At 42.7% G+C, this 14436-nt stretch carries 12 protein-coding genes; all 12 read left to right on the top strand.

The features are described from left to right. The first annotated feature begins 58 nt into the window (after positions 1-58). The gene (locus FH971_RS15585; protein WP_140235628.1) at positions 59-847 is read left to right on the top strand and encodes a cobalamin-binding protein; all 789 of its coding nucleotides are present in this window, start codon (positions 59-61) and stop codon (positions 845-847) included. 1165 nt (positions 848-2012) lie between these two features. Further along, on the top strand, positions 2013-2696 hold the full coding sequence (locus FH971_RS15580; RefSeq protein WP_140234931.1) for a response regulator transcription factor: 684 nt from the start codon (positions 2013-2015) through the stop codon (positions 2694-2696). Between the two features lie 9 nt (positions 2697-2705). After that, positions 2706-4142 (top strand): ATP-binding protein, encoded by a 1437-nt coding sequence (locus FH971_RS15575; protein ID WP_140234930.1) that lies wholly within the window; start codon positions 2706-2708, stop codon positions 4140-4142. An 86-nt stretch (positions 4143-4228) separates the two neighbouring features. Next, on the top strand, positions 4229-5020 hold the full coding sequence (locus tag FH971_RS15570) for a YbhB/YbcL family Raf kinase inhibitor-like protein (RefSeq protein ID WP_140234929.1): 792 nt from the start codon (positions 4229-4231) through the stop codon (positions 5018-5020). 67 nt (positions 5021-5087) lie between these two features. Continuing rightward, positions 5088-6308 (top strand): efflux RND transporter periplasmic adaptor subunit, encoded by a 1221-nt coding sequence (locus tag FH971_RS15565; RefSeq protein WP_140234928.1) that lies wholly within the window; start codon positions 5088-5090, stop codon positions 6306-6308. Positions 6309-6314: 6 nt separating this feature from the next. After that, the gene (locus FH971_RS15560; protein ID WP_012088180.1) at positions 6315-8261 is read left to right on the top strand and encodes a MacB family efflux pump subunit; all 1947 of its coding nucleotides are present in this window, start codon (positions 6315-6317) and stop codon (positions 8259-8261) included. Positions 8262-8704: 443 nt separating this feature from the next. After that, a complete protein-coding gene (locus FH971_RS15555; protein ID WP_140234927.1) occupies positions 8705-9028 on the top strand; it encodes a hypothetical protein in 324 nt (107 codons plus the stop codon). Between the two features lie 363 nt (positions 9029-9391). Next, entirely contained in the window at positions 9392-10651 is a 1260-nt protein-coding gene (locus tag FH971_RS15550) for an efflux RND transporter periplasmic adaptor subunit (protein ID WP_140234926.1), read from the top strand. A gap of 89 nt (positions 10652-10740) precedes the next feature. Then, positions 10741-10962: a hypothetical protein gene (locus FH971_RS15545; RefSeq protein ID WP_137226094.1), complete on the top strand. Its 222-nt coding sequence runs from the start codon at positions 10741-10743 to the stop codon at positions 10960-10962. A gap of 174 nt (positions 10963-11136) precedes the next feature. After that, entirely contained in the window at positions 11137-11835 is a 699-nt protein-coding gene (locus FH971_RS15540) for an ABC transporter ATP-binding protein (protein WP_137226096.1), read from the top strand. A gap of 10 nt (positions 11836-11845) precedes the next feature. Beyond that, the gene (locus FH971_RS15535) at positions 11846-13159 is read left to right on the top strand and encodes an ABC transporter permease (protein WP_140234925.1); all 1314 of its coding nucleotides are present in this window, start codon (positions 11846-11848) and stop codon (positions 13157-13159) included. Between the two features lie 29 nt (positions 13160-13188). Beyond that, on the top strand, positions 13189-14397 hold the full coding sequence (locus FH971_RS15530) for an FtsX-like permease family protein (RefSeq protein ID WP_137226100.1): 1209 nt from the start codon (positions 13189-13191) through the stop codon (positions 14395-14397). Positions 14398-14436 lie beyond the last annotated feature (39 nt).

Below are 14436 nucleotides of genomic sequence, written 5' to 3'. Positions count from 1 at the left end.
GCTCATCACAGTGATTGGACTCTCGTCTATATCACTCGTTTTACCTGCGGCTGAATCGATGGCTTCAGATGATTTACAAGGTAAGCCGCCAGCGAAACGGATTATTGCTTTATCGCCTCATGGGGTTGAAATGCTGTTTGCGATTGGTGCAGGCAGCTCAATTATTGCCACCACCGATTATGCCGATTACCCAGCAGCTGCTAAGAATATTCCGAGTATCGGCGGCTATTATGGTATCCAAATAGAGCGAGTGATTGAGCTAAATCCTGATTTAATTGTGGTGTGGCAAAGCGGCAATAAAATGGAAGATATTAATCAATTACGTGATTTAGGTTTTAACCTGTTTAATAGCGACCCTAAGCGCTTAGTTGATGTCGCCACGGATCTTGAACAATTAGGCAAGCTCACAGGACATTCAGTTAAGGCCAAGCAAGTTGCAGATGATTATCGTCAGCAATTAGCTGAGATTAAACAGCAAAACCAAGCTAAGCCCGTGGTAAAAGTTTTTTATCAATTATGGTCAACGCCACTGATGACAGTTGCTAAAGGCAGTTGGATCCAAAACCTTATTGAAGTGTGCCATGGTGAAAATGTGTTTTATAACGCAGCAAGTGAGTACCCACAAATTAGCATCGAAAATGTGTTACTAACCAGCGCAGAAGTGATTTTACAAAGCCAAGATGAAGGTAATATTTTAGGGATCAACTGGGCTGAATGGCCTGAGTTACCCGCGGTAAAAAACCAGCATATATATCAGTTTGATGCCGATTTACTTCATCGGGCAACCCCAAGGGCAATTCAAGGCGTTAATGCGGTTTGCGGGGCGTTGGATAAAGTAAGAGGGTAGATTGTTGAACTGGTGAGTTCGGCCTGTTTTTTATGGCCTGTCGCCACTAACGTCGTGGCGCTTCGCCCACACCAGATTAATTCAGCGTTGAAGCTCATTTGAATACGGCTTCGGCCTTATTCGAAAATGCTAATGCTTCCGATGGTACATCTGATGTGAATGGATTCACGAATGTCGTGATGGCAGGACGCCAAGAAATGACCTGTACCGCGAAATCTAAGCTCACATCTGATAGGCAGGATGCCTGAATGCCTTGTAGCACATGGTCAATGATGTTCCCGACATCATAATGACATTCCCAATATCCATATAGGTCAGATGTGCGAGAAAGGCCATGTGAGCTTCACGCTATTTTCTTCACCGGCCTCAATGTAATTGAATCCTGAAGGTTTAAGTATGCTTACGCATTCTTTTTATAAAGAGTCTTCAACGCCCACAAATTCAGAGTTGAATCTGTCCCTTTTAAAGTCAGTATATCTGACACGTTTATGCCCTAAAGTGAGTTACAAGTCACTGCCAACTTCATGATTTTATCTAATGATAAATATCAATTTTTAACTTATTGAGTTACATAATAAGAGCCAAAAACCTATTACTACCACACTTTCTTGAGTCAATTAACACTTATACTTTTTAATTGATTTGTTTTAGTATCTAAAAGAAAAGAGTGAATAGCGCTGATATCAATCTCATTAAATATCTGGTTAGTTAAGGGGCTCTCAGGTTTTTCAATCCAAGGCGCATTGATGAAAAAATAGTGTTCCATTCTAAATCGATGCAACACCGAAGTGGAATAATTGAGAGGCTCTATTCTGACGGGTTTCGAAGTACTTTATGCTTCGTTAGATGTTTTCAAAATACGACTGTATGGTCTATCTTTTTTCCATAAAAACTTAAGACATTCCCACCATCCATGGTGTTCAGATGCTGGTGGTAGAGTAACGCAGGAGCTTATTACCGAGAATAACTATTTTGCTTCAATCTTCTCCTTGCCTAAAGTACTTTGAACTCCAACTTAAAGATCACATATCTAATAGGGTTGGTATGACTTTAATTTTTCTTGTATGACAAGTCTTAATTTCTTAAATGACAATGTTGTCATATAGGTTGTGGGTACGGTGCGTCAGGTGAGATACTTTTAAGTGTTTCCCAAGGATAAAACTCAATGAACGTATTGCTTGTCGAAGATGAACAAAAAATTGCAGATTTTATCTGTGAAGGTTTGCGTGCCAAACATTTCAACGTCACTCATTGTGCCGATGGCAATCAAGGTTATCAGGCGGCAAGTAATAATACTCATGATGTGATTATTCTCGACATTATGCTACCGGGCAGAGATGGTTTGGATATTCTTCGTTCGCTGCGTCAACAAGGTGTCGATACGCCCATTATTCTGCTTACGGCACGTAATGAATTGGGTGATCGCGTTCAAGGGTTAGACATGGGCGCTGATGATTACTTAGCAAAACCGTTTTATGTTGAAGAGTTGCATGCTCGGATTCAAGCCTTGCTTCGACGGCATGGCGGCACACAACAGCATGTCGTTGAGGTAGGCGCGTTGCAACTTGATTGTATTAATCGAAGCATTAATTGTCAGGGTCAATCAGTCGAACTCACTAGCCGAGAATTTAGCTTGCTTGAACACTTAATGCGTTCACCTAACCAAGTATTAACCCGGGGGCAGTTGTTGGAGCATGTTTGGGGATACGACTTTGATCCTTGTACCAATGTTGTTGATGTGTGCATTAAACGCATTCGTTATAAAATGGCTTCATTAGAGAAGGCCGGAAAAATGGTCGGCGCCATTGAGTCGGTCCGCGGCACAGGCTATCGCCTGAGCATTCGATAAGGTTTTAATATGTATTTTCGAACTCGTATTTTTGCCATATCAATTTTAACCGTGACAGCTGTGCTTGCGTTGGTTATCAGCTTAAGTTGGTCGCGTATTATGACTGTAGAATTGACTAACCTTGATTCTCGCCTTTGTATGGAAGCAAAACGCTTAATACCCAAGCATACATTACTTGATGTAAATAACTCCGCTGACAATATAAGTAATTTACGCGATACTTCGCTTTCTGGTAGCCGGTTAATGACTGATTTAACGGACAAGTTGCGAGTTAGTTCACCTAACCAATTAATGATCTCAGTAGGCTCTGTGGAGCAAGGGTTCATAACCGCGCCAACGGGGGGAGACGTACAAGATGTTATAAGTCGCTTACATTGGGTGAGCGCTGAGCCACTAGCGTTAACCGATAACAATAAAGCCAACGCTGTTTGTCAATTTGCCTTTTTTGAACATCAGCAAAACCAATGGCGAGCCAGTTTATTTCAAGCATCAAACCAACAAAGCTTTATCGCTGTGGATGTTGCTGCTACCACTAGCCAGTTAACGAGCACCTTGCAGGCAGCGCTGATTGTGGTTATTCCTTTTTCTCTACTGCTCAGTATTCTAGGGGCATGGTTTATCGCGACCAATACGATTAGACCAATAAATAGATTACATAAAGCAATGGATAAGGTGACCCAAAAAGATCTTAGTCACCGTTTACCTGAGCATAAAGAAGACAAAGAGTTCAAAATGTTGATTGATGCATACAATACGATGCTCGATCGCTTAGAGGACAGTTTTCGACAAGTTTCTCGTTTTACTGCGGATGCAGCTCATGAGCTAAAAACACCACTCACAGTGCTAAGAGGCAAGCTTGAACAAGCTGTATTGTCTGAAAACCCATCGCAATTAGATCTCAATGCCATTCTTGATGAAGTGGGGCATTTGTCAGCCATGACCCGTAAATTGTTGCTGCTATCACAGGCGGATTCTGGCTCTATGGCGTTGCATTTTGAGCCGATAAACATTACTGAATTAGTCGATGAGTTGATTGCCGATATGACCTTGTTGTCGGATGAACTGGAGCTTGATTGTGAGATTGAGAAAGATTTAATCACTAAAGGCGATATTGTGTTGTTGAAGCAGCTGTTAAATAATCTGCTCGTAAACGTAATGCGTTATAGCCTTACTCACAAAGTTGTGACTATTCACGCCCGCCAAAACGAGTCTGTTATAGAGGTGGTGATTAGCAATTTTTGCCTTCCGATATTAAACGACGTTAGGGTCAAACTGTTTAATCGTTTTTACCGCGGAGAACCCGCTTATACCCAAGGGATATCCGGCAGTGGTTTAGGGTTAAGTTTAGCCAGAGAAATTGCTCGCGCACACGGTGGCGATCTTACGCTTGAGCCCAGCGAGAGTGAGGTTGTGACTATGCGGCTGTTGTTACCCATCGTTAAATGACAACATTGTCATCCATCAGCGAAGCCTAATCGATACAATTAAGTTAACTCATTAATCGTTAACTTAATTGCTATGGAGATTAGGCCATGAAAACCCACATTATTGGCTCCATTTTATCTTTGACGCTGCTAGCCGCAACGGCCGTTAATGCCAAGCCGTCGCTTGAACTCACCAGCCCTGCATTTACAGATAATGGTACATTGCCAACTGAATTTACCTGTGAGGGAGAGGGGATCTCACCGCCATTAAGCTGGCAAGGAGTACCCGACGGAACCCAATCATTGGTGATGATAATGGATCACATGCCTGATCATCACCCCACCAACAATGAACAGGGCACACCAAATCCTTACTTGAATGATAATAAAAACGACACCCCACCTCAAGTTGACTCTCTGGCTCCTAAACCAAACCAGCCTGAAGAACTCAAGTGGTATTGGACTGTCTATAATATTCCTGCGCAAGCTTCTGGCATTGATTCAGGTAGTAAAGCAAATCAATCTGTAGGCTCGTTTGGCAGCAATACAGTGAATGACCGTAATGAGTATGCACCGCCATGTTCCAAAGGGCCCGGCCCCAAAATTTACACCTTTCATCTTTATGCACTATCCAAATCGTTAGAAATAGATCCGTCAGCCCCAGTTTCAGCCCCTGTTTCTGCAATAATGCTTCGACAAAGCATGCAAGACTTTGTACTAGACTCGAACTCTTTGACGGTGAGTTTTGAACGGCACTGTCAAACGCCGCAACGGGCTCATTCACCACAAGCTCATCCGGAACAAGCACAGCCACATAATGACAACATGGATCCGCTGTCAACATTGCCATTGTGTAAATCAACGTTGAATACGACTTCTGCTGTTATTGATAGCAAGTAAATGCAAAACCGTTATTACTAGATAATTGGCGCAAATTCAGTCACCGAAAAGACATCAAGAGATCCGTATGAAAAAGAACATTAAAAACACCTTGCTGCTTCTTATCCTTGGCGCAACGGTTGCTGTTGTAGGATACAAGTACACTCAAGTACAACAGGATCAACCTATCTTTACCACCGATGTGGTTCAACACGGTAATATTGAAAAAGTGGTACTCACAAACGGCGTGCTTTATCCGTCTAAATTAGTCAGTGTCGGCGCTCAAGTGTCGGGGTTAATCGAAACAATGGACGTGAATGTTGGCCAAAACATAAAACAGGGCGACTTGATTGCTCAAATCGATAACTTAACTCAACAAAATGCCCTTAAAGAAGCCCAAGCATCATTGCAAAGTATTGATGCGCAATATCGGGCAAAGCAGGCTCAAATAAAAGTCGCACAGTCTGAATATGCTCGTAATAAAAAGATGCTGGTTAATGGCGCTGCGTCGGTATCAGACTTTGACTCGGCAGAATCGATATTGGCGGTTTATCTGGCAGAGCTTGATGAACTCAGTGCTGAAAAAGACAAAGCAATCATCAGTGTCGATAGCGCCAAGCTCAATTTAGGTTACACAACTATTCGTTCCCCCATTGATGGCACAGTGATTTACGTGTCGGTAGAAGAAGGGCAAACCGTTAATAACAATCAAGGTACCCCCAGTATTATTGAGCTAGCGCAATTGGATTTAATGACGATTAAGGCGCAGGTTTCTGAAGCTGACATTATCAATGTGAGTGCAGGGCAAGCTGTTTATTTCAGTATTTTGGGGGCGACAGCGAAAAAGTACCGGGGTGTATTACGCACCATTGAACCAGGGCCAACATTGCTTAGCGGGGACGACAGTTCGTTGTTGATTGGCGATGATGAGGCGATTTATTACAACGCTCTGTTTGATGTTGAAAACCCAGGCAATCAGTTGCGTTTTGGCATGACGGCACAGGTATCGATTATTTTAGCCAGTGCGCAAGATGCGTTGCTTGTCCCATCACAGATATTGATAACAAAAACGGGGCCAAGTGCTTCGTATCAAGTGCCAGTGATAGTAGACAACCACATTGAATATCGCGATGTTGAAGTGGGCATTAACAATAAAGTCTACGCTCAAATCCTCTCAGGGCTTAACGAAGGTGATCAAATCATGCTTGGTCAAACTTCAGCTAATGACGATGCGATTTCTATGACCGGCTTATCTAAGGGCAATATGCTCGGACAAAGTGTACCAGGTCTTGGTAAAGGAACGAGGTAATAACCCATGGGAGAAGTTCTGTTAAATATTGTGGATGTCAGCCGCTCTTTTATTGCCGGAGAGCAGGAGTTGACGGTACTAAAAAACATTAATCTGCAAATCTGTCGTGGTGAATTGATTGCCATTATTGGCGCTTCTGGTTCGGGTAAATCAACATTAATGAACATCCTTGGCTGTCTGGATAAACCCAGTGCAGGTAGTTATTTCATTAATGGTCAGGACACATCCCGTATGGATGACAATGAACTAGCCGCACTGCGACGTGAATACTTTGGGTTTATCTTTCAGCGCTATCATCTTTTAGGTGATTTAACTGCGCAGGGTAATGTAGAAGTACCGGCATTATATGCCAATGAGGGGGCGCAAACCCGACACGAAAAGGCAAAAAAACTACTGACTCGTCTGGGATTAAGCGATCGTTTAGATCATAAGCCAAGCCAGCTAAGTGGTGGCCAACAACAGCGTGTCAGTGTCGCCAGAGCTTTAATCAATGGCGGTGATATTATTCTGGCCGATGAGCCAACCGGCGCGCTTGATAGCAGTAGCGGCGAAGAAATGATGAAGCTCATTCAAGAACTCAATCGCGACGGTCACACCATTATTTTGGTGACACACGATCCGCATATTGCCGAATTTGCAGATCGCGTCATTGAGCTAAAAGATGGAGAAATCATTGCCGATAAACAAAAGCGTATCCCCGTAAAAGCAAACCAGCTAAGCACAGACCAACAAGCTTCTAAAACGAGTAAGAAAATAAACTGGTCGCGTTATCTTGAAGCGTTAAAAATGGCATTAATTGCAATGTCCAATCACCGTTTGCGTACGTTTCTGACGATGCTCGGCATTATTATTGGCATTGCTTCAGTGGTGTCTGTTGTCGCGCTAGGTGCAGGTTCGCAGCAATCGATTTTGGACAATATTGCTTCAATGGGCACTAATACTATTGAAATAAAACCAGGCACAGGGCGTGGCGATCGCCGGTCTGAACGGGTTAGGTCGCTCACGGCAGACGATGCAAATGCGCTTAAAATATTGCCCTATGTGGACAGCGTAACCCCAACCGTTAGGACCAATGTTGCCATACGTTATGCAAGTGAAACCGTCACAGGCTCAATTCAAGGCGTGGGTACTGAGTATTTTCGCGTTCGTGGTTATGCGTTGGCCAAAGGACAATATTTTGCCGATGATAGTATTGATACGTTAGAGCAGGTTGCCGTCATTGACGCCAATACCGATCAGACTCTTTTCCCTGACGGCAATGCGTTGGGTAGCGTCATTTTTCTCGGTCGTCTACCTGTTCGTATTATTGGCGTAACAAAGCCAATTCAAAGTGTGTCCGACAATAGTGATGAACTGAATGTTTGGTTGCCGTACACCACGGTGTCCGGGCGTATTTTTAGGCAAAATTATGTTAACGATATTACCGTAAGGATAGATGCGAATGTATCTAGCGATGCGGCAGAACAAGGCATTATCAGCTTATTGACTATGCGCCATGGTACGGTTGATTTTTTCACTATAAATACAGATACGATACGAAAAAGCATCGAAAAAACATCTGAAACCATGACACTACTGATATCAGCTATTGCGTTTATCTCTTTGTTAGTTGGCGGGATTGGGGTAATGAATATCATGCTGGTATCGGTAACAGAGCGAACGCGCGAAATAGGTATTCGTATGGCTGTTGGCGCTAGACAAACCGATATTATGCGTCAGTTTTTGATTGAAGCAGTATTGGTGTGTTTTTGTGGTGGTGCATTGGGGATCGGACTTGCTTATTTTATCGGCATGATATTTACCTACACAGGCAGCAGTTTTCAGATGATCTATTCGAGTACGTCAATTGTTGCAGCTTTTGCTTGTTCGACGTTAATCGGGATTGTGTTTGGTTATCTGCCAGCTCGAAATGCGGCTAAATTGAATCCGGTAGATGCACTCTCAAGAGACTGACGCTAAGTAAATATGTCCCCCTGTTACTGGGACCTCGAGGACTGGATCGCACAGTCTAAAATATTTACAAGATCAACTAGAGTTAATCGCAAAGTGTCATACTTGGGTGTTAAACCTTAACCCCGCTATCCCCTTATACTGTTTGTGATAAAGCAATATTCTGCATAGTGTTAGCCGTGAGTGATACATTCTCCAATCTTTTTAGACTAGATTAAGTTGAGGACCCTAACGCACTTCTGTCCAAAAACGAGCTAGTTTCTGCTTGAAAATGTCTAAATTCAGCTTTGAACTTGAGGCCGTTGAAGAAAATGCTTATAGCATCATGTTAAGTAAAAGTTACGTAAAATGTATATATGGTATCGACCAAGTCCAATAAGTGATTTACACTTTTAAAACCGCGCACAGATAAATACTAAAACATTATTTTTTATGGGTATTTGATAATGGATATGACTCAAAAAGAAGTTGCAGTTGTTAAAGCTGCCATTAAATCACGAAACAAAAGTAAACTGTTCCAGCCAGTGTTATTCGCTATTTTGGTCGGTATGTTATTGGCTATGCTTTTTGGCTCGTTGTCTGGTGATGAGTTTACCTATGTGGCAATCCCATTGGTTTTTCTGACCATTTTGTTACCACAATTAGGTGGTTCGCCAAAATATAATGAGCTAGTCGATATACTTGAAAAACAATTACCGCAAAACGACACAATGGAAAGCATTTTGTCTCAAGAGTTAAATAAAATACAAGCTAATCAAAAAGCCAAATAACTGTAGTTTTTGGAGATGCTTGTTTTAGCTATTTGTCATTTACTTATTTTTGGCGTCAAACCAGGTTGAACGGGTTTCTTAGTAAAGTAAATCAGTATCCCTCTATCTATTTTTAACATTTCGATTAAGTCGCTCTTATCACACCTATTTCAAACTCTCTTTAAAAGTGTCCGCTCGGACACTTTCTCAATAACCGGACAGTTTTTAACGCTGTCCGCGGACACTTTTAGGGTGTTCGGTTATCTTTTAAAATTATTATCATCATGAAAAATAACAATAAATAACTATTGGCATGGCTTGTGCTTTATCTTGGTATAAATGTAAAGAGGTGGGTGCGGTCAGCGCGTTACCTAAGGACCTGAGATGATTAAAGACACAAGTAGCCAAGATACCGTTATTGCGCCTAAGTTAGGTCGTAAATTGCGCTTACCCTTGATGATAGGTTGCGGTGCCATATTGATGAGCGCATTGGTGTGGGCGAGTTTAAGTCATGACAGTAATCAACGTTCGGTTGATGGTGCAGATTTACGTTTGGCAACCTTAACCCGTGGCACTTTGGTTCGAGATATTGCCACTACCGGTAAAATTGTGGCGGCCAATGCGCCCATTTTATATAGCACGGAAGAAGGTGTGGTGACGCTATTAAGTCAGCCTGGCGATGAAGTGGAACTGGGGCAAGTGGTAGCCAAAATTGAAAGCCCACGTTTACAAAGTGAATTGCAACAACAGCAGTCGATGCTTGAAGGTATGCAAGGAAATTTAGAGCGTGCCAAGTTAGATGCCCGCCGAGAGCAATTGCGCGTTAGCCAGGTTTTAGACATGGCGAAAGTGGATTTAGAAGCCGCTGATCGTGAAAGTCGTCGTGGCGATCAACTGATTGAGTCCAGTTTGATCAGCATAATCGATTATGAAAAAAGCAAAGATGATTTACATAAAGCCAAATTATTGCATAAGCATGCCCAACAAGAAGTTGAGCTTATGCGCGACACCCTCAGTTTTGAAATTAAAAACCGTACTCTTGAAGTACAACGCCAAGCTTTAGTCGTAAGAGAGTTAACCCGTCAAGCCAATGCCTTGAGCATTATCGCACCCGTTAGCGGCATTATTGGTAACTGGCTGGTGGAACAAAAAGCCCGTATTGCCGCCAGTCAGCCAATATTAACTGTGGTCGATTTAAGTGCCTTTGAGGCCGAGTTAGCTGTGCCAGAGTCTTATGCCGATGAGCTGGGATTAGGGATGGATGTCGAGTTGAGTTTTGGCAACGTGAATGTGGTTGGCCAGTTGTCTTCAATTTCACCTGAAGTCCGCAATCGTGAAGTGACCGCCCGAGTGCGTTTTGCTGACAGTAACACTTTATCGTTACGCCAAAATCAGCGTTTGTCTGCCCGAGTATTACTGGAAAACAGACCCAATGTATTGATAGTGAAACGTGGTGATTTTCTCAATATGGGCGGCGAAGTAGCGTATCAAGTGAATAACGCTGTCGCTCATAAAAAAGCCGTTAAATTGGGCGCACGCAGTATGAGCCAAGTTGAAGTGATAGACGGTGGTGAAGCTGGTGACGTATGGGTGATATCCGGTACCGAAACCTTTAAAAATGATCCAACAATTCAAATCCGATAACTAAATCGATAGCTAAATCGATAGCTAAATCGATAGCTAAATCAATAACTAAGAAAATAACCAAACATTTAACTGAGTAAGGACATTCTATGACTTTTATTCAACGTAGACAGCTTATCGCGCTAGGCGCGTTATTTATTCTCGCGATGGCTGTGAGTTATCGCATTGATAATCAGACCGATTGGTTATCGGTCAGTTTGCAATTAATTGATATAAGCAGCCAAGTATCGACTCGGTTAAGTGACATCAATCCGACTGTTAGTTTGCATATTGATATTAGCGACATGCTCAAGATTAAGCTGCTGTTTTAGCTGTATTAATGACAACAAAAAAGTATTAAACAGCACAGCATTTAATAACACAGCATTTAACAATAAATTATTTTACACGACCGTATTTAGCAAAGCCGTATTCATATTAGCAGAATTTACATTCCCAGCCTTAAGCACCGGAATGCGACAACCGAATTAACCTAGGAAGCCATTATGTTATCCATGAAAAATATCAGTAAAGTATTCAAAACTGACTTAGTTGAAACCCATGCGCTACGCGACTTTAACCTTGAAGTGAGTGAAGGCGAGTTTGTCGCGGTTACGGGACCGTCTGGTTCAGGTAAAACCACCTTTTTGAATATTGCGGGTTTGCTCGAAGGCTTTACCTCTGGTGAGTTCAGCCTTGATGGCGTCAATGTGTCGAATTTAAGTGACAACAAAAGCGCTAAAGTCCGCAATGAAAAAATTGGCTTTATTTTTCAGGGATTCAACCTTATTCCCGACCTTAACTTGGCCGAAAATGTTGAAGTGCCATTGCGTTATCGCGGTATGAATGCCAGTGAGCGTAAGCGCCGAGTCGAGTCAGCATTAGAACAGGTCGGCCTAGGTGCACGGATGAAGCATTTACCGACGCAATTGTCTGGCGGACAGCAGCAACGTGTCGCCATTGCGCGTGCATTAGCAGGCGAGCCACGGTTTTTATTAGCCGATGAACCTACCGGTAACTTAGACAGTTTAATGGCGCGCCAAGTGATGGAATTACTTGAAAATATCAATCAAAAGGGCACCACCATTATTATGGTGACCCACGACCCTGAATTAGCTCGTCGGGCCCAGCGCAATATTCAAATTGTTGATGGTCAAGTATGTGATTTTTCGATGTACCAACCTGCTGCTACCGGCACTCGCTAAGGGGAACACTATGTTTTTTTACTATTGCGATTTAGCGTGGCGAAGTATCCGAAAAACGCCGATGTTATCGATGTTAATGGTGTTAGCAATTTCGATTGGGATCGGCATTACTATCACTACGCTCAATGTTTATAAAACCATGTCTTATAACCCAGCAGGTGATCGCAGTGAGGTGATTAATTCAGTGCAGTTGTGGAGCCAAGGTTTAGATACCTGGGATGAGTTTAGTTCAAGCATTACTTACATTGATGCAATGAATTTACGCAACAACAGTGATTTGGGGTTAAAAGCGGCGTCTTATCGTACCGGCTTAGCCATGCAGTCTGATGACCCTAAAATAGAACCTGTGTTAAACAGTGTTCGGGTCACCGACAGAGACTTTTTTCGGATTTTTTCGGTGCCATTTCTTTATGGTAGTTACTGGGATGCCAGTGTTGATTTACGACCAGCCTATCAAGTGGTGATTAGTCAAAAATTAAACTTACGCTTTTTTGAAGGTAAAAACAGCGTAGGTAAAACACTGTTTTTAGACCGCAAACCTTACCAAATTGTTGGAGTGATTGAAGACTGGAATCCGCAACCTAAATACTACGACCCACTTAATGGTGCCTTTAATGATGCTGAAGAAATATTCATTCCGTTCTCGTTAACAGGCCAAGAAGAATTTGATGTGTGGGGTAACACCAGTGGTTGGAAGTTCGAAACCATGCTGACGTATAACGACAGATTAACATCTGAAAAAGTGTGGATTCAATTTTGGACTGAACTTAACACCGATGAGCAGAAACAAAGCTTTTTAGGCTGGTTAACACGTTATGCTGAGCAACAACGAACCATAGGTCGTTTTACCGATACAGCCAAAACACCTGCTGAGTTAGTGCAAATTAGCGACATTGATAAATGGCTTGAAGACAACAATGTGGTACCCAAAGACAACAAGATTCTTGTCGGTTTAAGCTTGCTGTTTTTAAGCGTGTGCTTGGTCAATATTCTTGGGCTTTTACTCACCAAGTTTTTAAAACGCGCACCTGAAGTGGGTGTTCGCCGTGCTATTGGCGCTAGCCGAGGACAAATTTTTAGCCAGTACATGGTCGAGGTAGGCATGATTGGCTTTTTTGGTGGTGTGATTGGTTTGCTATGGGCTTGGGGGTCGTTAGCTGCGCTAAACGCCTATTTTAGTGTCGACCAGAATGTAACAGGGCTTGATGCCAGTATGTGGTTTATTACTCCCATCATTGCTATTTCTACCGCGGTATTAGCAGGCATATATCCAGCATGGGTAGTGTGCCGAACTAAACCTAGCGTGTATTTAAAAGCCCAATAACTCCAGTTAAGGTTAAAAAGGACATTGCCATGTTACATATTAAACCGATTTTATCTAGTTTAATGCGCAGTAAAAGTGCGCCTATTCTATTGTTATTACAAATTATTCTATCTGTTGCGATTGTGGCTAATGCCAGCTTTATCATTAATGAACGTTTGTCATTAATGCAACGAGAGTCGGGCTATGCCGAAGACCAAATACTCACCTTTAACGTGTATAACTTTGATCCCGCTATCGACAACATGAAACAAAACCAAGTCGACCAGCAAATTTTGCGTTCGCTGCCCAATGTCATCGATGCCAGTTATAGCAATATGCTGCCATTAAGCGACAGTGGTTGGATGGATCGTTATGTGGACAGCCCTGATGAGGATGCGGCCAAAAGTACCCCTGGTTTTGCCTTTTATTTAGGTAACGAGCATTTATTGAATGTGATGGGCGCTAAACTCATTGCTGGGCGCAACTTTACCGCCGATGAAATTAATACCAGCCTAGATGATAGCGGCATGCTGGCATTAGTGTCGCAACCCTTGGCCAAAGCCTTTTGGGGCGATGAGTCGCCATTAGGGAAAACCGTATATCAAGGTGAGCAAGCGGTGACCATTATAGGCGTAGTTGATAAGCTGCAAGGTGCTTGGGTTGACCACGAAAACTTTGAATATAGCGTGATTCAAAATATCGATTTTGGTGGCAGTAGCAGTAATAAATCATACATGGTGCGGGCATTGCCTGAACATATTTCTGGGTTAGAAGAAGTCATTCGTAAAGCCTTGCATGCAGAAAATCCAAATCGTGTTGTGGAGAATTTTCAAACACTCACCTCGATTAAAAACCTAACCTACAGTAACCACCGTTTAATGGCGACTGTGTTGAGTATTATGGTGGTGTTATTGCTGTTAATTACTGCGTTGGGATTAACCGGTATGGTGATGTTTAATATTCAACGTCGCACCAAACAAATAGGCACTCGTCGTGCGCTAGGTGCCAATAAGCGTGACATCATTCAATACTTTATGGTCGAAAACTACTTGATATGTATTGTGGGTGGCGTGATTGGCGGCATGTTGGCATTAGTGCTCGGTCAACAATTAATGTCACTGTATAGCTTGCCTATGGTGCCAGTGATTTATCCGATTGTGTCTGTTATTGGTTTGCTGGTTGTGACAACGCTAGCGGTAATAGTGCCAGCGACTAAAGCGGCTAATATTTCACCTGCTATGGCCACCCGCAGTGTGTAATCTGCTTAAATGCGGCGTTAGCGCTTAACAATAGTGTGA

This window comes from Shewanella polaris (genome assembly GCF_006385555.1).
Taxonomy (GTDB): Bacteria; Pseudomonadota; Gammaproteobacteria; order Enterobacterales; family Shewanellaceae; genus Shewanella; species Shewanella polaris.
This window is presented reverse-complemented; position numbering and strand designations above follow the sequence as displayed.

Bases quoted from the DNA above. Each gene is read 5' to 3' on its own strand.
- FH971_RS15585 (WP_140235628.1), top strand. From the start codon at position 59: ATGGCTTCAGATGATTTACAAGGTAAGCCGCCAGCGAAACGGATTATT.
- FH971_RS15580 (WP_140234931.1), top strand. From the start codon at position 2,013: ATGAACGTATTGCTTGTCGAAGATGAACAAAAAATTGCAGATTTTATC.
- FH971_RS15575 (WP_140234930.1), top strand. From the start codon at position 2,706: ATGTATTTTCGAACTCGTATTTTTGCCATATCAATTTTAACCGTGACA.
- FH971_RS15570 (WP_140234929.1), top strand. From the start codon at position 4,229: ATGAAAACCCACATTATTGGCTCCATTTTATCTTTGACGCTGCTAGCC.
- FH971_RS15565 (WP_140234928.1), top strand. From the start codon at position 5,088: ATGAAAAAGAACATTAAAAACACCTTGCTGCTTCTTATCCTTGGCGCA.
- FH971_RS15560 (WP_012088180.1), top strand. From the start codon at position 6,315: ATGGGAGAAGTTCTGTTAAATATTGTGGATGTCAGCCGCTCTTTTATT.
- FH971_RS15555 (WP_140234927.1), top strand. From the start codon at position 8,705: ATGGATATGACTCAAAAAGAAGTTGCAGTTGTTAAAGCTGCCATTAAA.
- FH971_RS15550 (WP_140234926.1), top strand. From the start codon at position 9,392: ATGATTAAAGACACAAGTAGCCAAGATACCGTTATTGCGCCTAAGTTA.
- FH971_RS15545 (WP_137226094.1), top strand. From the start codon at position 10,741: ATGACTTTTATTCAACGTAGACAGCTTATCGCGCTAGGCGCGTTATTT.
- FH971_RS15540 (WP_137226096.1), top strand. From the start codon at position 11,137: ATGTTATCCATGAAAAATATCAGTAAAGTATTCAAAACTGACTTAGTT.
- FH971_RS15535 (WP_140234925.1), top strand. From the start codon at position 11,846: ATGTTTTTTTACTATTGCGATTTAGCGTGGCGAAGTATCCGAAAAACG.
- FH971_RS15530 (WP_137226100.1), top strand. From the start codon at position 13,189: ATGTTACATATTAAACCGATTTTATCTAGTTTAATGCGCAGTAAAAGT.